Here is a 22,225-nt window from a genome sequence, read left to right as displayed (position 1 = left end):
AACTAGCGCACGTCTCGTGCGGACAGCGCAGCGATGGTGAACGCCGTGGTCGCGACGAGCAGGCCCGCACCCAGCATGTGCAGGCCCACCAGGATCTCCGGCAAGCCGGTGAAGTACTGCACATATCCGATCCCGCCCTGCGCGAGTGTGACGGCGACGAGCACCAGCGACCAGCGTCGAAGGCGCCGCAGGTGGGGCGAATCGGACGCGGCAGACCTCGCCCGGTGGACGAGAACCACGAAGGCCGCCACGAGCGCGAGGAACACCCAGACCGAACCCGCATGCAGACGCGCCACGAGCACCGGATCGACGGCAAAGCGGTACCCCACCTCGCTGTCTCCGGAGTGCGGTCCCGCACCGGTGACAATCATGCCGAGAATCACGACAACGCCGACGAGCGCGGCCAGTAGCCAGCCGAGAGTTCGCAGGCGCTGCGGAACGAGGGGCTGCGGGCTGCCGGGGCGGAACCAGCCGGCCACCAGCCACGCCGAGATCCACACCAGCACTGCCGAGATGAGAAAGTGCGATCCCACCAACGCCGGGTGGAGTTCGTACCTGACGGTCATCCCGCCAAGGACGGCCTGCGCCACGGAGAGTACGACGGGCACCACCGCGAGTCGGCGGTATCGAGCCGTGGGTGCCGGCCGAGGCCCATGCTCCGATCGGGCGGCCCACCACACCAGCAGTGCCAGCGCCAGGGCCACGATCACGACGACAGCGCCGAAGACCCGGTTGCCGAACTCGACGTATGGATGGATGGAGGTGGCTTGGTGGAATGAGGGACTGAACTCACCCGGCTCGCAGTTCGGCCAGGAGGAACAACCCAGTCCTGAACCGGTCAGCCGCACGGCTCCGCCGGTGACGATGATGGCGATCTGGGTGAGGAGATTCGTCACGACGACGATGCCGATGAGGCGACTCAGGGTCTGCGGGCGCACTCCCTTACGGTATCCGCGCGGGCGGTGCGCCAGTGCCGCCGGACGGGTATCGCCAGTGTGATCAGTGCCACCGGAACCAGCGGGCGGTCGCGGCGGCGAACACCACCGTCCACCCGGCCAGGACCGCCAATGCCAGCCACGTGCTCGCCGAGGCCACTCCAGTGAGGGAGTCGCGCAGTGCTTCACCCAGGGCGCCCGAGGGCAGGTACCTGGCGGGCCCGGCCGCCGGGAGCAGCACACCCCCGCCGACCACGAGCAACAACCACAGCAGGTTCGCCCCGGCGAGAACTGCCTCTGCGCGAAGCGTTCCGGCGAGCAGGAGGGCCAGAGAGGTGAAACAGGCGGTGCCGAGAAGCACGGCAAGCAGGGCCAGCCCGCTGCCCGTCAGGACCGGCTGCCAGCCGAGCGCGAACGCCAGCGTGCCGAGCACAGCCACCTGAACGGCTTCCATGGCGAGTACTCCGAGCACCTTTCCGCCGAGCAGGCCGGTCCGGCCCAGGGGCGTGGTGGCGAGCAACCGCAGCGCACCGGCCCGCCGGTCGAACCCGGTGGCGATCGCCTGCGAGGTGAAGGCGGTGGACATCACGGCCAGCGCGAGCACCCCGGGAGCTGCCACATCGATCGGGGCGAGCCCGCCGGTGTCCAGGCGCACCAACGTCGTCCGGGAGAGCACCACCAGTACCAGCGCGGGCAGGATCAGAGTGAGGAGCAACTGCTCACCGTTGCGGAGCACGTTGCGCAGCTCGAAACCTGCGTGGGAGAAGACCCGGACCACCCACGGGCTGGCGCCTGTGTGCGGACCGGGGCGGGCCGCCGTCGAGCCGGGTGCACTCACCGCAGGCTCCGTCCGGTGAGGTCGAGGAAGACGTCCTCCAACGTGCGCTCACCGGTCGCGCCGAGGGCGGCCGTTCGGCCGGGCGCGTCGTGCTGCAGCCCGAGCCCGTGCCGGCTCGCCACCTCCTCGACGTCGGCCCTCGCCTCGGCCGTGAGCGTCCCGGTGAGGTGGATGACCCCTGGCCGGGGGGATCTGTCGACCGCAGGAACTCCAGATGCCGGATCCCCCGTCAGCGCAGGCACCGTCCCTTCGGTCAGCACTCGTCCGTGGTCGATGATGACCACGTGATCGGCAAGCTGCGCGGCCTCGTCCATCAGGTGGGTGCTGAGCACGACGCTCACCCCCTCGGCGCGCAGGGTGCGGACGAGATCCCAGACGGCCAACCGTGCCTGCGGGTCCAGACCCGCGCTCGGCTCGTCCAGGAACACCAGTTCTGGCCGCCCGACCAGCGCGATCGCCAAGGCCAGGCGCTGGCGTTGACCGCCGGAGAGGCGACGGACCGAGGTGCGAGCGAAGGGCGCGAGGCCGAGCACCTCGACCAACTCATCGACATCGCGCGGCTGCGCGTAGAGCCGCGCGATGTGACGCAGTAACTCAACGGCGCGGGACATCACCGGAAGACCGCCGTCCTGGACCATCACGCCGACCCGGGGGCGAAGTTCGCCCGCATCAACGTGCGGGTGTCGGCCGAGCACGCGTACCGTCCCGGAATCGGCGTGCTGCAGCCCTTCGCAGATCTCCATCGCTGTGGTCTTCCCGGCGCCGTTCGGTCCGAGCACGGCAGTGATCGCCCCGGCCGGGGCACGGAAGGTCAGTCCGGAGAGGGCGCGGGTGGTGCCGAAGGACTTGTGGACGTCCGTCAGCTCGACACAGCAGGTCACGGCGGTCAAGCGTACGCGCTGCTGCAGGTGACGATCCCCGCGTGCTCCGATCACGAGCGTGGTCCGATTCACTAAGGCTCGCCTTGCTTGCGGATCGGCAATTGAGCAACGAGAATGTTCACTAAATCGGACGTGGCAGAACGTCCGCTCGAATCGCGGCGGAGGTGAGTACCTGTGGACCATATGGAAGACAGTGAGGCCACCACGCGCGACCGTGTCCGTGAGCTCATCATCGAGTTCGGACCGATCACGGCGGCCGATATGGCCGACCGCTTGGACCTGACCTCGGCGGCTGTACGCCGTCACTTGGCCGGGCTCGAGCGAGCTGGCCAGATCACCGTGCGCGAGGACACCACATCGACCCCTCGCGGCCGTGGGCGTCCGGCGAAACGGTACATCGCAACACCTGCGGCACATCCACCGGCCGGTGAGGCCTATGCCAGGCTCGCCGTACTGGCACTGACCCAGCTCGGAGCCGAGGTGGGCCCCGAAGCCATCGAGGAGTTCGCCCGGATGCGTTCGGACGAGCTTGCGGCTCGCTACCGAGCCGTCGTTGAGGCGGCTGGGGACGACGTGCACGCGCGCGCCGAAGCTCTCGCTACGGCGCTCAGTCAGGACGGGTACGCTGCCACCTCGCGGCCGATCGGTGTGACCGATACGATCGCTGTCCAACTGTGCCAGGGGCATTGCCCGGTGCAACAGATCGCCGCTCAGTTTCCCCAGTTGTGTGAAGCCGAGACCCAGGCGTTCTCCGACCTACTCGGCGTGCACGTCCAACGACTGGCCACCCTTGCCGGTGGCGAGCACGTCTGTACCACCCACATCCCCGTGACGATTCCCACTCGCGCAGAAGGAATGAGAGTGCGCCCATGACCACTGAGACCACACCGACCACCGATGCCACGCAGGCACCGGCGCTGACGCAGGACGAGACGATCGCTTCGATCGGCACCTACAACTACGGCTGGCACGACGCCGACGATGCCGGTGCGAACGCCAAGCGCGGTCTCTCTGAAGACGTCGTGCGCAACATCTCCGATATGAAGGATGAGTCGGAATGGATGCGCAAGAACCGTCTCAAGGGTCTGCGCCTGTTCGAGAAGAAGCCGATGCCGAACTGGGGTGCCGACCTCACCGGGATCGACTTCGACAACATCAAGTACTTCGTGCGCTCCACCGAGAAGCAGGCCCAGTCCTGGGAGGACCTGCCCGAGGAGATCAAGGAGACCTACGACAAGCTCGGCATCCCGGAGGCGGAGAAGCAGCGTCTCGTGGCCGGTGTCGCCGCGCAGTACGAGTCCGAGGTGGTCTACCACCAGATCAACGAGGAGCTCGAGCGGCAGGGTGTGCAGTTCCTCGACACCGACACCGCGCTGCGCGAGCACCCGGAGATCTTCGAGGAGTACTTCGGCACGGTGATCCCCGCCGGCGACAATAAATTCGCCGCGCTGAACACGGCCGTGTGGTCCGGCGGATCCTTCGTCTACGTTCCGCCGGGTGTGCACGTGGAGATCCCGCTGCAGGCCTACTTCCGGATCAACACCGAGAACATGGGCCAGTTCGAGCGGACCCTGATCATCGCCGACGAAGGCTCCTACGTGCACTACGTCGAGGGCTGCACGGCTCCGATCTACACGTCGGACTCGCTGCACTCGGCCGTCGTCGAGATCATCGTGAAGAAGGACGCCCGCGTGCGGTACACGACGATCCAGAACTGGTCGAACAACGTCTACAACCTTGTCACCAAGCGCGCCACGGTCGAGACAGGCGGCACGATGGAGTGGATCGATGGCAACATCGGCTCCAAGGTCACCATGAAGTACCCGGCCGTCTACCTGATGGGCGAGCACGCTCGCGGTGAGACGCTCTCGATCGCGTTTGCCGGCGAAGGGCAGCACCAGGACACCGGCTCCAAGATGGTTCATATGGCGCCCCACACGTCCTCCTCGATCGTCTCCAAGTCGGTGGCACGCGGGGGTGGGCGAGCTTCCTACCGCGGCCTCGTGCAGGTCATGGACGGCGCTGCGGCGTCGAAATCGAACGTGCTCTGTGACGCGCTGCTGGTCGACACCATCTCCCGCTCGGATACCTACCCCTACGTCGACGTCCGTGAGGACGATGTGGAGATGGGCCATGAGGCGACCGTCTCCAAGGTGAGTGAGGATCAGCTGTTCTACCTCATGTCCCGTGGGATGGAGGAGACCGAAGCGATGGCCATGATCGTGCGCGGCTTCGTGGAGCCGATCGCCCGTGAGCTGCCCATGGAGTACGCCCTCGAGCTCAACCGGCTTATCGAACTGCAGATGGAAGGGGCCGTCGGCTGATGTCGACCACCACGACTGAAGAATCCGCTCTGTCGACTGACCACACCCGCGCCACCGCGGACGAGGCGCACAGCCACGGCCTCGCACCGGAAGGCTCGCGCGCCGACCGCAGCACCTCGTTCGCGCTCGCCGATTTCGGCGTGCCGAACGGCCGCGAGGAGGTATGGCGGTTCTCCCCGATGAACCGGCTGCAGGGCCTGACCGCTGGGGTGCTGACGGGTGCGGCACCGTCGGTGGAAGTCTCCGCCGATAGCAGGGTACGCGTGGAACACGTGGACCGGTCTGACGACCGGCTCGGCAAGGCAGGGGCGCCGGGCGACCGGATCGCCGCTGTTGCCTGGGAGTCCTTCGCTGAGGGGCTGGTCGTCACGGTTCCGGCTGAGCACGTCGCGTCGACCGAGACCATGATCACCGTGCGCGGAACGGGTAATGAGCCAGCCGCTCAGCACATCACCATCGTGGCCGAGCACCACAGCGAAGCCGTCGTGGTGCTCGATCACCGCGGCGTCGCCGAGCTCGCCCAGACCGTGGAGATTCACGTCCACGACGGCGCCTCACTACGGGTGGTCTCGGTGCAGGACTGGGACTCCGGTGCCGTGCATGCGGCCACCCACCGAGCGCAGATCGGGCGCGATGCCACCCTGAAGCACGTGGTGGTCACCCTCGGTGGGGACGTCGTCCGGCTGGTACCCGAGGCCGCATTCACCGCCACCGGTGGCGAGGTCGAGATGAACGGTCTCTACTTCGCCGACGCCGGACAGCACCAGGAGCACCGGCTGTTCGTCGACCATGCCGTCCCGCAGTGCAAGTCTCGTGTCACCTACAAGGGCGCACTGCAGGGTCAGGACGCACGCAGCGTGTGGATCGGGGACGTGCTGATCCGCAAGGCAGCCGAGGGCACCGACACCTACGAATTGAACCGGAACCTGGTACTCACCGACGGTGCACGCGCCGATTCGGTGCCGAACCTGGAGATTGAGACCGGCGAGATCGAAGGCGCCGGGCACGCCTCGGCAACAGGCCGGTTCGACGACGAGCAGTTGTTCTACCTGCGTTCCCGAGGTATCCCGGAGGCTGCTGCGCGGCGTCTGGTGGTGCGCGGGTTCTTCGCCGAGATGATCACCAAGATCGGGGTTCCCGCCGTCGAAGAGCGCCTGCTGGCCGCGATCGATGCCGAACTGGATGCCGTGCTGGGTGAGCTCACCGGAACTGATCCGGCTGCGCAACGCATCATCGATGCTCTCGAGCACGCTGAGCAGGTTCAGGAGAGCCGGTGACCGCGCAGGTCGTCGCTGCTCGCGACGATCTGGAGCCGGGGGAGGCGATGCGCCTTGAGCTCGACGCCGCCGATGGTTCGCTCGTCGAAGTGGCGCTCGCCCGAGCCGAGGATGGCGACTACTACGCACTTGCTGACGTGTGCTCGCACGGGCAGGTCTCCCTCTCTGAGGGTGAGGTGGAAGGGACCACGCTTGAGTGCTGGTTGCATGGTTCCACATTCGATATGAAGACCGGCCGCCCCCTGTCCCTCCCGGCCATCCGGCCGGTTCCCGTCTACCCGGTCAGCTATGACGGCGACAACGTCCTTGTGGACATTGATGTCGCCGCTAGTACACCGACTGAATCCACGAACTGAGAGAGAAGAATCGAATGTCTACCCTTGAGATTCGCGACCTGCACGTCAATGTTGAGACCGCTGACGGGCCCAAGGAGATTCTGCGTGGCGTGGACCTCACCGTGAACAGCGGCGAGACCCACGCGATCATGGGGCCGAACGGCTCCGGTAAGTCCACCCTGGCCTATGCCATTGCCGGGCACCCCAAGTACGAGGTCACCAGTGGCGAGTTGCTGCTCGATGGCGAGAACGTCCTGGAGATGAGCGTTGATGAGCGCGCACGCGCTGGGATGTTCCTCGCGATGCAGTACCCGGTGGAGGTCTCGGGCGTGACCGTCTCGAACTTCCTGCGGACGGCGAAGACCGCGATTGACGGCAAGGCCCCGGCCCTGCGCCAGTGGGTCTCGGATGTGCGTGGTGCGATGGAGAACCTGCGGATGGACCCGGCGTTCGCCGAGCGGAACGTGAACGAAGGATTCTCCGGCGGCGAGAAGAAGCGCCACGAGATCCTCCAGCTCGAGTTGCTCCAGCCGAAGATCGCCGTGCTCGATGAGACCGATTCCGGCCTCGACGTGGACGCCCTGCGCGTGGTCTCCGAAGGCGTGAACCGCGTCAAGGAGTCCACTGACGTGGGCGTGCTGCTGATCACCCACTACACGCGCATCCTGCGCTACATCACTCCCGACTACGTGCATGTGTTCGTGAACGGGAAGATCGCCGAGCAGGGCGGACCGGAACTGGCCGAGCGGCTCGAAGCCGAAGGCTACGACCGTTTCCTCACCCCGGCCTGAGTTCGGCGGCGAGCGTGACGGGGCAGGGACGCACGGCTCTGACGGCGACTGAACTGGCCGCCGTCAGGGCTGACTTCCCCCTGCTCACGCGCACGGTGCGGGACGGTAAGCCGCTGGTGTACCTCGATTCGGCGGCGACCAGTCAGAAGCCGGAGTGCGTGATCGACGCCGAGCAGGACTTCTACCTGCGACGTAACGCCGCGGTGCACCGTGGAGCGCATGCGCTGGCTGAGGAAGCGACCGAGGCGTACGAACAGGCTCGCGTGGCCGTCTCAGGGCTCGTGGGGGTCGATGCCGACGAGCTTGTCTGGACGAAGAACGCCACAGAAGGCATCAACCTGCTCACCTACGCGTTCTCCAATGCCTCGGTGGGGCGTGGTGGGCTGGCGGCTGAGCGGTTCCGGCTCGGACCGGGGGATGAGGTGGTGGTCACCGAGGCGGAGCACCACGCGAACCTGGTGCCGTGGCAGGAGTTGTGCGCACGCACTGGCGCCACGTTGCGCTGGCTTGGCGTGACCGACTCTGGGCGGATCGACCTCGACTCACTCGATGTGATCGGCGAGCGCACTCGCGTGGTGGCGTTCACGCACGTCTCGAATGTGACTGGAGCGATCTCGCCGGTGGGCGAGGTGGTCGCGGCAGCTCGCAGGGTCGCAGGGGCAGGGGCTGCTGGCCCTCTGGTGGTGCTCGATGCCTGCCAGAGTGTGCCGCACCTGCCGGTGGATTTTCGGGCCTTGGACGTGGACTTCGCGGTGTTCTCCGGGCACAAGATGCTCGGCCCTACCGGAATTGGCGCACTGTACGGACGGCGGGAGCTGCTCGCCGCCATGCCCCCGTTCGGGACGGGCGGTTCGATGGTGGAGACGGTCACCATGACCGGGACGACGTTCGCCGCACCGCCGCAGCGGTTTGAGGCCGGCACACAGATGGTCGCTCAGACCGTGGGGCTACATGCCGCCGCCGAGTATCTGGCCGAGCTGGGCATGGAGGCCGTGGCCGCCCACGAGGCTGACCTGACCGCGCACCTGCTGCGTGGCATCACCCACATCGACGGGGTGCGGGTGCTGGGACCGACGGAACCTGCTGATCGCGTCGGAGTGGTGGCGTTCACCGTGGACGGGGTGCACCCGCACGATGTGGGGCAGTTGCTCGACGACGCCGGGATTGCCGTGCGCGTGGGGCACCACTGTGCGCAGCCGCTGCATCGCAGGCTTGGCGCACAGTCCTCAGCGCGTGCGTCGGTGGGGCTGCATACGACCACCGCAGAGATCGACCAGTTCTGCGCCGAATTGGCGCGAGTGAGAGAATTCTTTGGAGTCGAGACCATGACGGGAGGTGCGCCAGCATGACCGGTTCAATGGCGCAGCTCTACCAGCAGGTGATCCTCGATCACTCGCGGGAGCGGCACGGTGCAGGGCCCGGCCCGGACGCCGCCGCGGAGTCGTTTCAGGTGAATCCGACCTGTGGGGACGAGGTCAGATTGCGAGTCCATCTCGCAGCGGACGCGGCGACACCGACGGTGGACCACGTGACATGGGACGGCGCCGGTTGCTCGATATCCCAGGCGTCGGTCTCGGTGCTCAGTGATCTCGTCGTTGGCGCCGACGTCGCACAGATCGATCACCTCACAGAGACCTTCCGCGACCTGATGAACAACCGGGGCGAGCCGCTCGACGAGAAGTCTGAAGAAGTGCTCGGTGACGGCGCAGCATTCGTGGGCGTCGCACGCTATCCCGCGAGAATCAAGTGCGCATTGCTGGGCTGGATGGCCCTGCGTGACGCGCTCGCACAGGCAGTGACATCCCCGCCAAGGGCGGGCTAGAGGCGAGGAACATCATGACTGAGACCAGCAGTGTCAACCACACCAGCCCCCACGACGCCGCCGCGCAGACCGATCAGAGCGCAATGCCTGCGGGCTCCGCGCCCGCACCTGTTGCACCGGCCAGCGACGCAGTGCCGACCGCGGCCGACGTTGAAGAAGCGCTCCGGGACGTGATCGACCCCGAGCTGGGGATCAACGTGGTGGACCTTGGCTTGATCTACGGGGTCACCCTGGATCAGAACAACCATGCCGTGATCGATATGACGCTCACGTCAGCGGCATGCCCGCTCACCGACGTGATCGAGGACCAGGCAGCGCAGGCACTCGAGGGCCTGGTAGCCGGGCAGCGGATCAACTGGGTGTGGATGCCGCCGTGGGGCCCGGAGAAGATCACCGATGACGGTCGCGAGCAGTTGCGGGCGCTCGGCTTCAACGTGTGAACTTGCGATGACGGCGCACGCCAGCGGCGCGCGGCTGTCGTGGTGACCGCAGCAGCCGCGCCTAGCGTCGCACGGGCTGGTCTCGGCGTCGTCGCTGTTCGTGACGCACTCGGGATCAGCTCGCCGTGGGGCGTGGGGCGTGGGGCGTGGGGCAGGAGCAGCTGACGTCTACCGTCGTCCTCCCGTTCCTGCTGGCTGCCTGGACGGAGCGGCTGCACCGATTCGTCGAGAGGGTTGTCGGTCGGAAGGTTCTGGGACGGCCAATCGCTCGTTGGGTGCCGCTCGGCATCGGAGTGTTCGGTGCATCGGAGTGCTCGGTGCCCGACCCTCCTTGTCATGCAGGTCTGATCGAACTGTCCTGCAGGTCTGATCGAGCCGCCAGGTAGTAGCGGTCATGCCTGTGGCCCCGTCGACGGTGGGTGTCGGCGGGGTGCGGGGCGGGGCGTTCAGAAGGGTGGGTCGGCGCCACGCGGTGCGTGGGTGCTCGCGGGGGAGCGAGGGCTCGCAGCTGGATCGGTGCTCGTGGACCATTGGGAGCTCGTGGCTGGATCGGTGCTCGCGGGTGAGTGGGCATCGGGGCCTGGGTGGTGCTCGTGTGGCGGTGTAGTACCGGTGCGGGGCGAACGGGTATCTCGGTCCGGGTGTGGGTCGGTGCGGAATCGTGGTGGTGGTGGTGTGGCGGTGGCTGTCTTCTTCATGGCGGTGATGGCGCGTTCGCGCACTCTGGCCACGTGCGGGTCGAGCGCGCCGAATGGGCTGCCCGGGCGCTGGCCGGGCGGTCGATCTGTCTTTCCCTCAGAGGAATCACTCGCCCGGCCCGGTCCGGGGATCAGGTAGGTGCCGGTGGTGGTGACCAAGTACTGAACGTGGTCGGGGTCTGTCCAGAGGTAGGTGCCGGGGGTGATCATCAGGTAGGACCAGCCCGCGTGGGTTTTCGCTCGATGGTGACGGCGGCATAGCGCGGTCAGGTTGGCGGTACTGGTGGGCCCACCCTGGTCGTAGGGGATGGTGTGGTCCTGATCAGCAGCGCGGGCGGTGCGCTGACAGTACGGGAAGCGGCAGTGACTATCGCGCAGGGTGATCTGTTCACGTAGTCGCGGGTTGGCTTCATAGGTGCTCGCGCTGTAGTGGGCGTTCAGATCGATCACCGGTCGCACGATCACCCGCCCCGCCGCCTGGCACCAGGAGCGGACCTGCTCGGTGGTGACCGGGGACTTGGTGTTCTCACACCGCCCGATGGCCCCGGTGCTGAACACACTGCCCGCGGCGTAATCTCGCCTCTCACCAGTGCCGGGGTTGAGAGCGTGGGCGGGCAGGTGGAGGTAGAGCATCACCGTGCGACCAGTGGCACCCCGGCCTGGGCCAGAGTCGGTGTCAGCGACGTCGCGGGTCAGGGTCTTCGTCGCGGAACCCGCGCCGGTGTCGGCACTGGTGTCGGTGTCATCACCGTCGCCGGTTCCCGGGCCAGCGGCACCGGTGGCACTGGTGTCGGTGGTGGTCAGGGGGAGGGTGTCTTGTCCGCGGGCGAGGTCGCCCACAGCGATGGAACGGCGCACGTCCTCACTCGTGCCGGGCAAGAGTGTTGCGAGGGCTCGGGCGCGATCACGCACGGCGGCGTCCAGATCGAGGGCATCAGCAACCTCCAAGGCCCCATCAACGTGCACGATCGCCCCCGAGCCCGCCACACCCGGAGTCGCGACCTCGTCGAGGTGGACATCGAACCGGCGCCCCTCCAACGCTGCCAGGCGATCGGCTTCTGCCTGTGCGGGGTCGTAGCGATCCATTGCAGCGGCCACGGTGCGTTCAATCTGAGAGATCGAGCAGGTCCCGATGGTCCAGGCCACCTGAGCATCGACCCACCCAGCACCGGCGGCGGGGAGTTTCTTCGTCAACCGGGCCACTGCCCGGGCGCGGTGGATGCTGATCTGCCCGGCCCGCACCCGGCCCCACAACACCGGCAACCGGTACGCCAGTTCAACAATCGAGCCGACGTAGTAGAGCGCTGCTTCGTTGGATTGCCCGAGCGCGGCCGCTAACCGGGTGAACCCCAGATCAGAGACCAACGGCGCCCCGGGACCGGCCAGCCGCATCGGCTGCTCGGTCCCAGGAAGTCCGGCGTCCACCTCGGGGTCGAACACTGGCGTCCCGGAAGCGGGGTTGCCGGGGTCGATGACCTGCTTGCGGACCCACTCCACGACCAACTCAGCACACTCGACATCCACCGCCCGGGCCGCCATCCGGTTCTGCCGCACAGCAGCCAACACAGTGCCCCCGGCCGAAGCCGAGAACACCGAACCGCTGGCTGTCGAAGTCATACCCAGATCATCCCAGCGACCACCGACATTGCCCCGTTTGCCCAGGTCAGCGGTCTTCCAGCCTTCCGATGCGCGGCCGCGAAGGAGATTGAGACCTCGACGAGCTCGAGTCACGGAGTTACTGAGTCACGGAGTCATGAAGCAATCGCGTCAAGAGGTCGCGACCAATTGCGTCTCAGTGACCAGGTGGGCGGATCCAATCGCGAGCAGATCGTCCACGACCGCGCTCAACGGCGCCATTGCGTCGTCGACTTCCAGTTGCACCGGGTACCGGGCCGCCACCATCGCGAGGAGCTGGCGCACGGCGGCGCGCGTTTTGGCCTCGCTGAGGTCCGGCGGGTACCCGAGAAGTATCTCGGTCGGCCGCTCGGCCGCTGGCGCTACCGCCGATTCAGTGAGTGTTGGCTCTGGGCTGTCCGGGATCTTCGATCCATCCAAGCCCTCATCAGAGGCACCAGGATCGACCATGGGCGGGTCATAGGCGATCGCGAACGCCAGCAGGGCGCCGCCCGCATCCTTCGGACGATCCCGCAGCACGATCGCACCTCGCGCCCCGGTCGCCGGCGCGAGCAGCAGATCCTGTGCGCGCCCGAGTGTCATCTCCGACCGGTCCCAGACAATGTGGGTGGCGTCGTAGAAGGCCATCACCGCCTTGGTGAGTTCAACCGATCCAGTTGCCAGGTCTTCCAGCGCAGGCCCGGTTGCTCCGAACGTCGGCACCTCGAGCGCCCCCGGACGCACCACCACCTGCCGGGACCGCTGGATTGCACCCATCCCGAGTGAGGCAGCAAAGTGGGCGGCAGGCTCGGCGTCGGCCGTGAATCGGGCACGCAGAGTGTGCACACCGGAAGGCGCCGAGTGCTCTTGCAGTCGCCGCACCAGCTCGGTACCGATCCCGCGGCGGCGGTGGTCCGGAGCGACCTCGACGTAGAGCCATAGCCGATCCGGGTGCAGGCGCGCTTCACTGACAGCCCCGGCCCCAGCGAGTTCGCCGTCTACCTCGGCCACCAGGCACCGGCGCCATGGGTTCTCGGTGTCTGGACCGAGCAGAGGGCGGTCGAGGCCAGCCTGCGGGGTATCCGGGGCGCCGAAAGCTGCGGTCGCGGCGGCGTCGTCGCCGTCGCGCCAAGGTCGGAAGGTGACGGTCACGATGGCCTGCCTCCAGGGCGTGCTCGCGGTCAAATGGGTTCGCCACAGGCTATCGCCCGGGTCCGCCTGGAGGAGGACCAGACCATCCACCCGCGGCCGGAGGTGCGACCCGGCGCCGGCGCCTACTGTCGAGATGTGATCATGATCTATGCGCGCCTGCCCGGATACATCCAGATCCACGCGGTAGCGTCACCCCGGTGACGTCACCGACACCCACGGCCCCGGCCCGCCGCCACCCGTGGACTGTGCTGCTGGACTTCGTGCGCGGGTTTCTCATCGGATCTGCCGAATTGGTGCCAGGAGTCTCCGGTGGCACGGTCGCACTGGTCACCGGCGCGTATGACCGACTCATCGATGCGGCCGCGCATGTGCTTGCGGCGGCTCGCCGCCTGGTGTTCGGCCCGGACCGCCGTAACTTCACGGTCGAATTGCGCCGAACCGACTGGTGGCTGGTTGCCCCTGTGCTGATCGGGATGGCGACGGCGGTGCTCACCGCGGCCGGAGCGATGGAAGCGTTCGTGACTTCGCAGCCGGAGCACGCGCGGGGCCTGTTCTTCGGTCTGGTGGCGATGAGCATTCTCGTGCCGGTCCGAATGCTGCCACCCGAAGGTGTGCACCGCCTGCGTGACGTGCTCGTCGTCACGCTGGCCGCCGTGGTTGCCTTCGTGCTCATCGGGTTCGCTGGTGGACAGACGCATGCCGATCCGCCAATGATCCTCGTCTTTTTCGCGGCAGCCGTGGCGATCTGCGCCCTGGTGATTCCGGGGGTATCCGGCGCCTTCTTCCTCTTGGCGATTGGGTTGTACTCCACCACGCTGGGCGCCCTCCACGATCGTGACCTCGGCTACATCGCCGTCTTCGCGGCCGGTGCGGCACTGGGTCTGGGGACATTCGTGCAGATCCTGCGATGGTTGCTGCACTCCCATCGCCGCCTGACATTGCTGGCGATGATCGGCTTGATGATCGGCTCCCTGCGTGCCTTGTGGCCGTGGCAGGCGGCTGCCGGCGATGACAGTTCCGGGGCGGGTGCTCTGCTCGCTCCGCAGGCACCGCTCGTCGGACCGATCGGATTGGCCGTGCTGGGTGCTGCGGCCGTCGGGGTATTGATTATTCTCGAGTCGCGCCGGGCGGTACAGTCGGGCCAGTGATTATTGCGCAGGCCGTCGAACTCAGGATCGGCGCCCGGCAGTTGCTTGGTGCCTCGAATTTCCGGATCGATTCCGGTGACCGTATTGGCCTCGTCGGCCGCAACGGGGCCGGAAAGACCACACTCACCAAGACCCTGGCGGGCGAGAGCGAACCGACGGCTGGCTCCATCACGCGGACCGGCACGGTCGGCTATCTGCCGCAGGATCCGCGCACGGGTGACCTCGATCAACTCGCTCTCGATCGCGTGCTCTCGGCGCGGGATCTCCACGAAGTGCTCCGCCGGGTCCGCAAGGCCGAGGTGGACATGGCCAGCGAGGACGACGCCGCACGCGAACGGGCGATGGCAAGGTACACGCGCCTCGATGAAGAGTTCGCCGCTCAGGGCGGATGGGCCGCCGAGAGTGAAGCCGCGCGCATTACCTCCAATCTCGGCCTGCCCACGTCAGTGCTCGCTCAACCGTTGGGCACGCTCTCTGGCGGGCAGCGCCGTCGGGTCGAGTTGGCCCGCATTCTTTTCTCCGACTCGGAGACCTTGCTGCTGGACGAGCCGACGAACCACCTCGACGCCGACTCGATCGTCTGGCTGAGGGACTTCCTGGCTACCTACCGCGGTGGGTTCATCGTGATCAGCCACGACACCGGCCTGCTCGAAGCCACGGTGAACAAGGTGTACCACCTGGACGCCAACCGCGCTGAGCTGGACATCTACAACCTCGGGTGGCACGCCTATCTGGAGCAACGCGAGACAGATGAACGGCGCCGCAAACGGGAGCGGGCGAACGCGGAGAAGAAGGCCGGCGCCCTGATGGCTCAGGCGGACAAGATGCGGGCCAAGGCCACGAAGGCGGTGGCGGCACAGAACATGGCGCGCCGGGCTGAACGGATGCTCGCCGGGCTGGACGAGGTCCGCGCCTCGGACAAGGTGGCCAAGCTACGGTTCCCGGACCCGGCGCCGTGCGGGAAGACGCCGCTGCGGGCCGAGGGCCTGTCGAAGACATACGGCTCGCTCGAGGTGTTCACGGATGTGGACCTCGCTATCGACCGCGGATCCAAAGTGGTGATCCTCGGGCTCAACGGTGCCGGCAAGACGACCCTGCTTCGGCTCCTTGCCGGCGTGGAGACCAGCGACACCGGTGGCCTGCTCCCCGGACATGGGCTGAAGGTCGGCTATTACGCCCAGGAGCACGAGACGCTGGACACCGGGCGCACTGTGGTGGAGAACCTACGATCGGCGGCCCCGGACCTCACTGACACTCAGGTGCGCAGCGTGCTCGGTTCCTTCCTGTTCTCCGGCGACGATGCGGACAAGCCTGCTGCCGTACTTTCCGGCGGCGAGAAGACGCGCCTCGCCCTCGCCGTACTGGTCGTCTCGCAGGCGAACGTGCTGCTCCTGGACGAGCCGACGAACAACCTGGACCCGGCGAGCCGTGAGGAGATCCTCGCGGCACTGCGGAGTTTCAGCGGCGCTGTGGTGCTGGTCACCCACGATGAGGGTGCCGTCGAGGCCCTCGAACCGGAGCGGGTCTTACTGCTGCCCGATGGCGATGAGGATCTGTGGAACGCCAATTACCTGGAGCTCGTCTCGCTCGCCTGAGCACCATGGGGTGGCGCCCCGTCCGGCGGGTCGGGGGGCGCTGTGCGCCTTGCTGCCAGCTGCGCGTCGATCAGCGCGTCCTCTTCCTCTTCGGCGCTGGGCCGCCGTCGCCGGCTCACCGGACGATCCTTCCCATCCGGTGGATTGCCGACGGCGTCCGGTCCAGTCGCCCGGTCGTGTTCAGCGATCGCGAGCGCTTCCCGGCGCGCAAGCACGACGGCGCCCACCAGGGAGCCGATCGCGAAGACCCACCACTGGAACGCGTACGAGAGATGGTTGCCGAGTTCGACGGATGGGCGAGGCAACGGCGCTGGGGGAGCGGCCGTCGTCGGACTCTCCTCGGCAAGGACACCGTACGCTCCGGAGACGACCAAACCGGCGACGTCTGCACCTGGTGCGGCCTCGTCGAGAACCTGAGCGGGATTGATCGCGTGTACTGAACCGTCGGCCAGCTCACGCTCCGATGCCGGTTCAGCGGCACGAAGGCGGACGGTCATGATGATCTCGCCCTCGGGTAGCTCGCGCTGCGCCTCGTGGTTGCCGAAGGCGTCGGTGCGGTACCAGCCGCGATCGACCGCCAGGAGCCACGGTGAGTCGGGATCGCCGGAATCCGCGGCGAATACTGCCAGCACGTGGTCGGCCGGCGAACCGTCGATCGGGCGTTGCGGGAGTAGCACCGACGGGTGCAGGTACGAACCGTTGACCTGCACCTGACGCCAGGTGAGGTCGTCGTCCCAGGTCGCGTCCGCCGTCGGGAGGATCTCGGTGAGCGGCACCGGATCGGCGTCATAGTTGGCAGTGACGAGTGCGGCGGCCTCCGCCTTGCCTTGGTAGCGGGTGAGTTGCCAGTGTCCGAGTAAGGTACAGGTCAGGCACACGACCAGCGCCACGGCACCAATCCCGGCCCACCGGTGCGAGCGGAGGAAGGCATAACGGGAGGCCGGTGCCGAGCGGGCTTGGCTCATGGGTCGTGCAGTTCGGCGACAGGAACGGTGTCCCGTAGGAACGACCGTGCGCCGAGGAAGTGCTCCAGGTGCTGACGGTGGGCCTCGCATGCCAGCCACGTCTTGCGACGATCGGGCGTGTGCAGACGAGGGTTGTTCCAGAGGAGTCCCCACTCCGCCGCGCCTCGGCAGCCCTTGGCACTGCAGATCAACTCGGGGGTCTGGTCGTTCATCGGTGTCCCTTCGTCTCTGCGTGCTCTGGATCCTCGCGTCGGCGCACCGCATCCCCATCGATCGCCTGGGATCCGATCTGATGGTCCGGCTCAAGCGGCACCTGGTCGATCAATGTGTCCGGACGCGTACGGCGCTCACCGGCGTTCACGATCAGGACGGCAATGATCGGCAGCACGCCTGCTGCGGCCAGGCAGACCCAGCGAATCCACCCATCGATGAAGAACGCCCCGGCGAAACACGCTGTCCGGATGCCCATGGTGATCAGGTAGCGCACGATCCGATCGTGGGACTGAACACTCTGTGGGCGCCCGGCGCTGGTGATCGCGTGGACTTCGGACACCATTCCAGGGTACGCCGACTCTCCCTTTCCGGTGACCTGGCGCCGCGGCAGCATCGAACGCGCTAGCGTGGCCCGAGCACATCGAGGAACGGAGCATACGTTGAGTCAGCGGACCGATCAGCCTGGATTCGATCATGGCCGAACCGTCGTCGTTACCGGGGCCAATCGCGGGATCGGGCGGGCGATTGCGGAACGGTTCGTAGCGGACGGCTACCAGGTGGCAGGGATCGCCCGTAAGGACGACCTCCCTGACGGGGTCTTCTTCGCGGAGGCGGACATGCGGGACAGCGACTCCGTGGACGCCGCGTTCACGGCCATCGAGGAGCACCAGGGCCCCACGGAGGTGCTCGTGGCCAACGCCGGCATCACGAAGGACACCCTGCTGATGCGGATGAGTGATGAGGATTTCACCGACGTGGTGGATGTGAACCTCACCGGGGTGTTCCGGTGCGTGCGCCGGGCCACCAAGGGCATGATCCGCAAGCGGACCGGCCGGATCATCATGATCTCCTCTGTGGTGGGCCTGTACGGCTCACCCGGCCAGGTGAACTACGCGGCCACCAAATCCGGCCTCGTCGGCATGGCCCGGTCCATCACCCGCGAGCTGGGCGGGCGCGGCATCACGGCGAATGTGGTGGCCCCCGGGTTCATCGATACGGCGATGACGGCCGAGCTGGCCGAGGACACCCAGAAGAACTACCTGCAGTCGATCCCAGCCGGTCGATTCGGCCAGACGCAGGAGATCGCCGACGCCGTGGCCTTCCTCGCCACCGCCGGCTACGTCAGCGGTGCGGTGATTCCGGTCGATGGCGGCCTCGGGATGGGCCACTAGGGCGCCGCCGCCCCGCGATATCGCCGCTAGGCTCGGCCCGGGAATCCACAAGACATTGACGACGGAAGGACACCTCATGGGTTTACTTGAGGGGAAGACGCTGCTGGTCACCGGTGTGCTGATGCAGAGCTCGATCGCGTTCTCGGTGGCGCGACTGGCTCAGGAAGAGGGCGCCACCGTGGTGCTCTCTTCGTTCGGCCGCCAGTTCAAGCTCACCCAAGCAATCGCGCGACGCCTCCCGCAGCCCGCACCGGTCGTCGAGCTCGACGTCACCAACGACGAGGACCTTGCGGCCCTGGCCGATCGTGTCTTGGAGCACGTCGACCACCTCGACGGAGTGGTGCACTCGATCGGGTTCGCTCCGCAGTCGGTGATGGGTGGCAACTTCCTCGCCGGGGAGTGGAAGGATGTCTCCACCGCAGTGGAGGTTTCCGCGTTCTCGCTCAAATCTCTTGCCGTGGCGGCCAAGCCGCTGCTCACCCGGGGATCAGCCGTGGTGGGGCTGACCTTCGATGCCCAGTACGCCTGGCCGGTCTACGACTGGATGGGCGTGGCCAAGGCGGCGTTCGAGGCCACCGCGCGGTACCTCGCACGTGACCTCGGCCCGGACGGGATCCGGGTGAACCTCGTTTCCGCCGGCCCGCTGCGTACCACCGCTGCGAAGTCCATCCCCGGGTTCGAGGAGATGGAGAGCGGCTGGCCGGACCGCGCCCCGCTCGGTTGGGACGTCTCCGACGCCGAGCCGACCGCACGCACGATTGTCGCCATGCTCTCGGACTGGTTCCCGGCGACTACCGCCGAGATCGTGCACGTCGACGGTGGCGTGCACGCCATGGGTTTCTAGGGCCTCGACCTGGTCGCCGCGTGTCCGAGCGAGAGCTGATGTCCCTGGTCATCCTTGTGCTGGGCTTGTCCTTCGTCATCGTCACCGCCTGGGCCAGGCGGGGCCGGTCGTACCGGTCCCGGAGCTGGATGTACACGCCCTTGGGCGCGATGTGGACCGAGCGGATGGTGATCCTCGGGGCACCCACCTGTGGATGTGGGCTGCTCGCCCTCAGCGCCATGACGCTGCCGCCGCATGCCTTCGGACTCGAGCTGCTCACACCGGACGTGCTCGCCGTCACGACGATCGTGGCTCTCGTGGCGCTTGGCGTGCTGGCTTTCCCGCTCCTGTACTGGGTATTGGTCTTTATCCCCGTCCCGGACGCTTTCTATCCCCGGTGGGCCAGGCAGGTGCGGCGCGACCGCCGACTCTTCCCACAGACGAGCCCCTCACAGCCGCGCGATCGGGACGATTGACGTCCCGGTCGAGCTCGGCGTCACTGAAGAACTTCAGTGCGTACGCCAAGGGATAGAGGGAGCCGAGGGCGTCGGAGTAGAGGGGATCTCCTTCTTCACGTCTCATCCTCCCGCTCACTCGAATCCACTTTCGGGGGAGGAATCCACTTCCGTGGGGCAGTAGGTGGATTCGAGCGCGCGAAGTGGATTCGTATGCGCCAAGTGGATCTGAACGCGCGCGTACGCTGAGCGCATGAACTCGGAGTCCAAGCACCTGGTGCTGCTGCGGCACGCTCAGGCTGAGCACGGGGCGCTGCGCGACGTCGATCGGACCCTGACTATCGATGGGCGCCACCATGCGCACATCGCGGGGGAGCGACTGGTCGCGGCGATGGGTGTGCCGGATCTGGTGCTCTGCTCGACGGCGGTGCGGACGAGGCAAACGTGGCAGCTGGCTGCGGCCGGGATGGGTGAGATCTCGGAACCGGAGGTGCGCTACCTCGAGGAGCTCTACGGTGCCGACGTGACCGAGCTACTCGATGTGCTGCGAGCCGTGCCCGAGTCGGTGACGCACCTGCTGGTGGTCGGGCACGAACCGGTCACCTCCGCCGTCGCGCACCTGCTCGCCGGGCCCGGTTCTGAGGACGCCGCACTGCACCGGGTGCGCACGGGAATCTCCACCGCGATGGCGGCAGTCCTCGCCCACGAAGGGCCATGGTCCGACCTGGGACCGCGCAGCAGTGTCCTCACCCATCTGGTGAGTGGGCGCGAGGGCGGATAGTCGCTAGCGCGGTGAGCTCAGAGCCACCTCAGCACCTGGTCCAACCCACCGTCGGTGATCGCCCGGTCTGCCTGGGCAGCCACCACCGGCTTGGCATTGAACGCGACCCCGAGCCCGGCCACCGCCAGCATGTCCAGGTCGTTCGCGCCGTCACCGATCGCGACGGTATCGGCCAGGTCAATCCCCTCCTCGTCAGCGAAATACCGCAGCCAGCGTGCCTTCGCCGCCCGGTCCACGATCTCGCCCGTCACCCGGCCGGTGAGCACATCGCCGGCCACCTCGAGGCGGTTCGCCCGCACCCGGGTGATGCCGTGGGTCTCGGCGATCGGATCGACGATCTCGTGGAAGCCGCCCGAGACCAGGGCAAGGGGCCAGCCTCGCCCATGGGCCGCCGTCACCAGTTCGGCCGCACCCGGGCTGAGCTGCACATGATCGCGCACCTCGGCCAGCACACTCACCGGTAGACCCGCCAGCGTGCCCACTCGCTCGGTCAGCGAGGCCGCGAAGTCGAGTTCGCCGGCCATCGCGCGTTCAGTGATCGCGGCGACCTGATCACCTGAGCCGGCCCTGGCAGCCAACAGGTCGATCTGCTCGCTCGTGATGAACGTCGAGTCCACGTCCAGCACGATCAGCCGACGCGCCGACGTCGCTCGTTCAGTCATATCGCCCGATGATGCCAGGAACGTGTCAGTCGGCTGCAACCCGCCCGTTCTTCGGGACAACGGTGATCCCACCGTCGGTGACAGTGAAACCGCGCGCCGCGTCTCGCTCGGCATCCACGCCCACGGTAGCGCCGGCATCCACCGTGACGCCCTTGTCCAGGATTGCTCGGCGGACAGTGGCGTGGCGGTTCACGACCACCCCGTCCATCAGCACCGAATCCTCCACCCGGGACCACGAGTTCAGGCGAACGCCGGGGGAGAGCACCGAACCCGAGACCTCAGCACCGGAGACGACCACACCGGGGGAGATGATCGAATCGGTCGCGTGCCCCACCCGATCGTCGCGGGCGTGCACGAACTTCGCCGGCGGCAGACCGGTGTACCCCGTATGCAGCGGCCAGGAGTAGTTGTACAGGTTGAAGACCGGCTGCACGGCGATCAGGTCGCGGTTCGCGTCGTAATAGGCATCGAGGGTACCGACATCACGCCAATAATCTCTGTCCCGGTCCTTCGAGCCGGGCACGTCGTTGTTGATGAAGTCGTACAGCCCGCACTGTCCCTTGGAAACGAAATAGGGCACGATGTCGCCGCCCATATCGTGCCTGGAGTCGGTTGCAGCGGAGTCCTTGATCACGGCATCGACCATGGCATCGGCGTTCATCACGTAGTTGCCCATCGAGGCGAGCACCTCGCCCGGGGAGTCGGCCAGGCCCGGTGGGTCGCTCGGCTTCTCCAGGAATGCGGAAATCTTGCGCGGGTCGGTGGGATCGGCGTCGATCACCCCGAACTGATCGGCCATCGACTTCGGCTGGCGGATCCCGGCCACCGTCATCTCCGCACCGGAGGCGATGTGGGAGTCGACCATCTGGGAGAAGTCCATCCGGTACACGTGGTCGGCACCAACCACGACCACGATGTCCGGCTTCTCGTCATCGATGAGGTTCAGTGACTGGTAGATGGCGTCGGCGCTGCCGAGGAACCAGTTCTTGCCCACCCGCTGCTGGGCCGGAACCGGTGCCACGTAGTTCCCCAGCAGGGCAGACATCCGCCAGGTGGTGGCGATATGCCGGTCCAGAGAGTGAGACTTGTACTGGGTGAGCACCACGACCTTGAGGTAGCCGGAGTTCACCACGTTGGAGAGGGCGAAGTCGATCAGCCGGTAGATTCCGCCGAAGGGGACGGCCGGTTTGGCGCGATCTTGGGTCAGCGGCATCAGCCGCTTCCCTTCGCCGCCGGCCAGGACGATTGCGAGAACCCGTGGTGCTGCCATGCTCAGCACCCTAGAGTCACGAAGCAGGTTGCAC

General features: G+C 67.0%; 24 protein-coding genes. 14 read left to right on the top strand and 10 right to left on the bottom strand.

All coding sequences use genetic code 11. From position 1 onward, the window contains the following. Window positions 1-2: 2 nt before the first annotated feature. From LQF10_RS11225 to LQF10_RS11215, 3 genes are all read right to left on the bottom strand, one after another. The gene (locus LQF10_RS11225; protein WP_231063937.1) at window positions 3-938 is read right to left on the bottom strand and encodes a COX15/CtaA family protein; all 936 of its coding nucleotides are present in this window, start codon (window positions 936-938) and stop codon (window positions 3-5) included. 61 nt (window positions 939-999) lie between these two features. Continuing rightward, the gene (locus LQF10_RS11220) at window positions 1,000-1,773 is read right to left on the bottom strand and encodes an ABC transporter permease (RefSeq protein WP_231063936.1); all 774 of its coding nucleotides are present in this window, start codon (window positions 1,771-1,773) and stop codon (window positions 1,000-1,002) included. Continuing rightward, on the bottom strand, window positions 1,770-2,588 hold the full coding sequence (locus LQF10_RS11215) for an ABC transporter ATP-binding protein (RefSeq protein WP_231067311.1): 819 nt from the start codon (window positions 2,586-2,588) through the stop codon (window positions 1,770-1,772). Before LQF10_RS11215 ends, LQF10_RS11220 begins: the two co-directional genes overlap by 4 nt. Window positions 2,589-2,837: 249 nt before the next feature. On the opposite strand from LQF10_RS11215, the gene LQF10_RS11210 reads away from it, so the two are divergent. The 8 genes from LQF10_RS11210 to LQF10_RS11175 all read left to right on the top strand — a co-directional run bounded on the left by LQF10_RS11210 (window position 2,838) and on the right by LQF10_RS11175 (window position 9,643). After that, window positions 2,838-3,527 carry a helix-turn-helix transcriptional regulator gene (locus LQF10_RS11210; protein WP_231067310.1) on the top strand — a complete coding sequence of 230 codons (690 nt, stop codon included), beginning with the start codon at window positions 2,838-2,840 and terminating at the stop codon, window positions 3,525-3,527. Further along, the gene (sufB, locus tag LQF10_RS11205; RefSeq protein ID WP_231063935.1) at window positions 3,524-4,978 is read left to right on the top strand and encodes a Fe-S cluster assembly protein SufB; all 1,455 of its coding nucleotides are present in this window, start codon (window positions 3,524-3,526) and stop codon (window positions 4,976-4,978) included. Before LQF10_RS11210 ends, sufB begins: the two co-directional genes overlap by 4 nt. Next, window positions 4,978-6,255: a Fe-S cluster assembly protein SufD gene (gene sufD, locus LQF10_RS11200; protein ID WP_231063934.1), complete on the top strand. Its 1,278-nt coding sequence runs from the start codon at window positions 4,978-4,980 to the stop codon at window positions 6,253-6,255. Before sufB ends, sufD begins: the two co-directional genes overlap by 1 nt. Continuing rightward, window positions 6,252-6,611: a non-heme iron oxygenase ferredoxin subunit gene (locus tag LQF10_RS11195; protein WP_231063933.1), complete on the top strand. Its 360-nt coding sequence runs from the start codon at window positions 6,252-6,254 to the stop codon at window positions 6,609-6,611. Before sufD ends, LQF10_RS11195 begins: the two co-directional genes overlap by 4 nt. 14 nt (window positions 6,612-6,625) lie before the next feature. Then, window positions 6,626-7,381: a Fe-S cluster assembly ATPase SufC gene (gene sufC / locus LQF10_RS11190; protein ID WP_231063932.1), complete on the top strand. Its 756-nt coding sequence runs from the start codon at window positions 6,626-6,628 to the stop codon at window positions 7,379-7,381. Window positions 7,382-7,395: 14 nt separating this feature from the next. Continuing rightward, entirely contained in the window at window positions 7,396-8,730 is a 1,335-nt protein-coding gene (locus LQF10_RS11185; RefSeq protein WP_231063931.1) for a SufS family cysteine desulfurase, read from the top strand. After that, entirely contained in the window at window positions 8,727-9,203 is a 477-nt protein-coding gene (gene sufU / locus LQF10_RS11180; protein WP_231063930.1) for a Fe-S cluster assembly sulfur transfer protein SufU, read from the top strand. Before LQF10_RS11185 ends, sufU begins: the two co-directional genes overlap by 4 nt. A gap of 83 nt (window positions 9,204-9,286) precedes the next feature. Continuing rightward, window positions 9,287-9,643, top strand: coding sequence for a metal-sulfur cluster assembly factor (locus LQF10_RS11175; RefSeq protein WP_231067309.1), 357 nt, complete (start codon window positions 9,287-9,289; stop codon window positions 9,641-9,643). Between the two features lie 446 nt (window positions 9,644-10,089). On the opposite strand, the gene LQF10_RS11170 is transcribed toward LQF10_RS11175, so the two are convergent. Further along, window positions 10,090-11,958, bottom strand: coding sequence for an HNH endonuclease (locus LQF10_RS11170; RefSeq protein WP_231063929.1), 1,869 nt, complete (start codon window positions 11,956-11,958; stop codon window positions 10,090-10,092). Between the two features lie 150 nt (window positions 11,959-12,108). After that, a complete protein-coding gene (locus LQF10_RS11165; protein ID WP_231063928.1) occupies window positions 12,109-13,107 on the bottom strand; it encodes a GNAT family N-acetyltransferase in 999 nt (332 codons plus the stop codon). A gap of 197 nt (window positions 13,108-13,304) precedes the next feature. Between LQF10_RS11165 and LQF10_RS11160 the strand changes: the two genes are divergently transcribed. Together LQF10_RS11160 and LQF10_RS11155 are read left to right on the top strand one after the other, a co-directional pair. Further along, on the top strand, window positions 13,305-14,255 hold the full coding sequence (locus LQF10_RS11160; protein WP_231063927.1) for a DUF368 domain-containing protein: 951 nt from the start codon (window positions 13,305-13,307) through the stop codon (window positions 14,253-14,255). Then, window positions 14,252-15,850, top strand: a complete 1,599-nt coding sequence (locus tag LQF10_RS11155; protein WP_231063926.1) for an ABC-F family ATP-binding cassette domain-containing protein — start codon at window positions 14,252-14,254, stop codon at window positions 15,848-15,850. The genes LQF10_RS11160 and LQF10_RS11155 overlap by 4 nt, the downstream gene beginning before the upstream one ends. Here the strand turns inward: LQF10_RS11155 and LQF10_RS11150 are convergent. The 3 genes from LQF10_RS11150 to LQF10_RS11140 are packed head-to-tail and all read right to left on the bottom strand — an operon-like array spanning window position 15,823 to window position 17,368. Further along, a complete protein-coding gene (locus tag LQF10_RS11150) occupies window positions 15,823-16,815 on the bottom strand; it encodes an SURF1 family protein (RefSeq protein ID WP_231063925.1) in 993 nt (330 codons plus the stop codon). The genes LQF10_RS11155 and LQF10_RS11150 overlap by 28 nt on opposite strands. Further along, the gene (locus LQF10_RS11145; RefSeq protein ID WP_231063924.1) at window positions 16,812-17,027 is read right to left on the bottom strand and encodes a hypothetical protein; all 216 of its coding nucleotides are present in this window, start codon (window positions 17,025-17,027) and stop codon (window positions 16,812-16,814) included. The genes LQF10_RS11150 and LQF10_RS11145 overlap by 4 nt, the downstream gene beginning before the upstream one ends. Next, window positions 17,024-17,368 (bottom strand): DUF3099 domain-containing protein, encoded by a 345-nt coding sequence (locus LQF10_RS11140; RefSeq protein ID WP_231063923.1) that lies wholly within the window; start codon window positions 17,366-17,368, stop codon window positions 17,024-17,026. Before LQF10_RS11140 ends, LQF10_RS11145 begins: the two co-directional genes overlap by 4 nt. A gap of 100 nt (window positions 17,369-17,468) precedes the next feature. Between LQF10_RS11140 and fabG the strand changes: the two genes are divergently transcribed. From fabG to LQF10_RS11120, 4 genes are all read left to right on the top strand, one after another. After that, on the top strand, window positions 17,469-18,200 hold the full coding sequence (gene fabG, locus LQF10_RS11135) for a 3-oxoacyl-ACP reductase FabG (RefSeq protein ID WP_231063922.1): 732 nt from the start codon (window positions 17,469-17,471) through the stop codon (window positions 18,198-18,200). A 76-nt stretch (window positions 18,201-18,276) separates the two neighbouring features. Further along, window positions 18,277-19,044: an enoyl-ACP reductase FabI gene (gene fabI, locus LQF10_RS11130; RefSeq protein ID WP_231063921.1), complete on the top strand. Its 768-nt coding sequence runs from the start codon at window positions 18,277-18,279 to the stop codon at window positions 19,042-19,044. A gap of 20 nt (window positions 19,045-19,064) precedes the next feature. Further along, window positions 19,065-19,499 carry a hypothetical protein gene (locus tag LQF10_RS11125; RefSeq protein ID WP_231063920.1) on the top strand — a complete coding sequence of 145 codons (435 nt, stop codon included), beginning with the start codon at window positions 19,065-19,067 and terminating at the stop codon, window positions 19,497-19,499. Between the two features lie 232 nt (window positions 19,500-19,731). Further along, window positions 19,732-20,259, top strand: a complete 528-nt coding sequence (locus tag LQF10_RS11120; protein WP_231063919.1) for a SixA phosphatase family protein — start codon at window positions 19,732-19,734, stop codon at window positions 20,257-20,259. A gap of 17 nt (window positions 20,260-20,276) precedes the next feature. Here LQF10_RS11120 and serB read toward each other — a convergent pair whose 3' ends face one another. Further along, window positions 20,277-20,921, bottom strand: a complete 645-nt coding sequence (gene serB, locus LQF10_RS11115; RefSeq protein ID WP_231063918.1) for a phosphoserine phosphatase SerB — start codon at window positions 20,919-20,921, stop codon at window positions 20,277-20,279. Between the two features lie 25 nt (window positions 20,922-20,946). After that, on the bottom strand, window positions 20,947-22,191 hold the full coding sequence (gene glgC / locus LQF10_RS11110; protein ID WP_231063917.1) for a glucose-1-phosphate adenylyltransferase: 1,245 nt from the start codon (window positions 22,189-22,191) through the stop codon (window positions 20,947-20,949). Window positions 22,192-22,225 lie beyond the last annotated feature (34 nt).

This window comes from Ruania halotolerans (assembly GCF_021049285.1).
Lineage (GTDB): Bacteria > Actinomycetota > Actinomycetes > Actinomycetales > Beutenbergiaceae > Ruania > Ruania halotolerans.
Note: the sequence above shows the minus strand (reverse complement) of the source record. Positions and strands in the feature narration are given on the sequence as shown.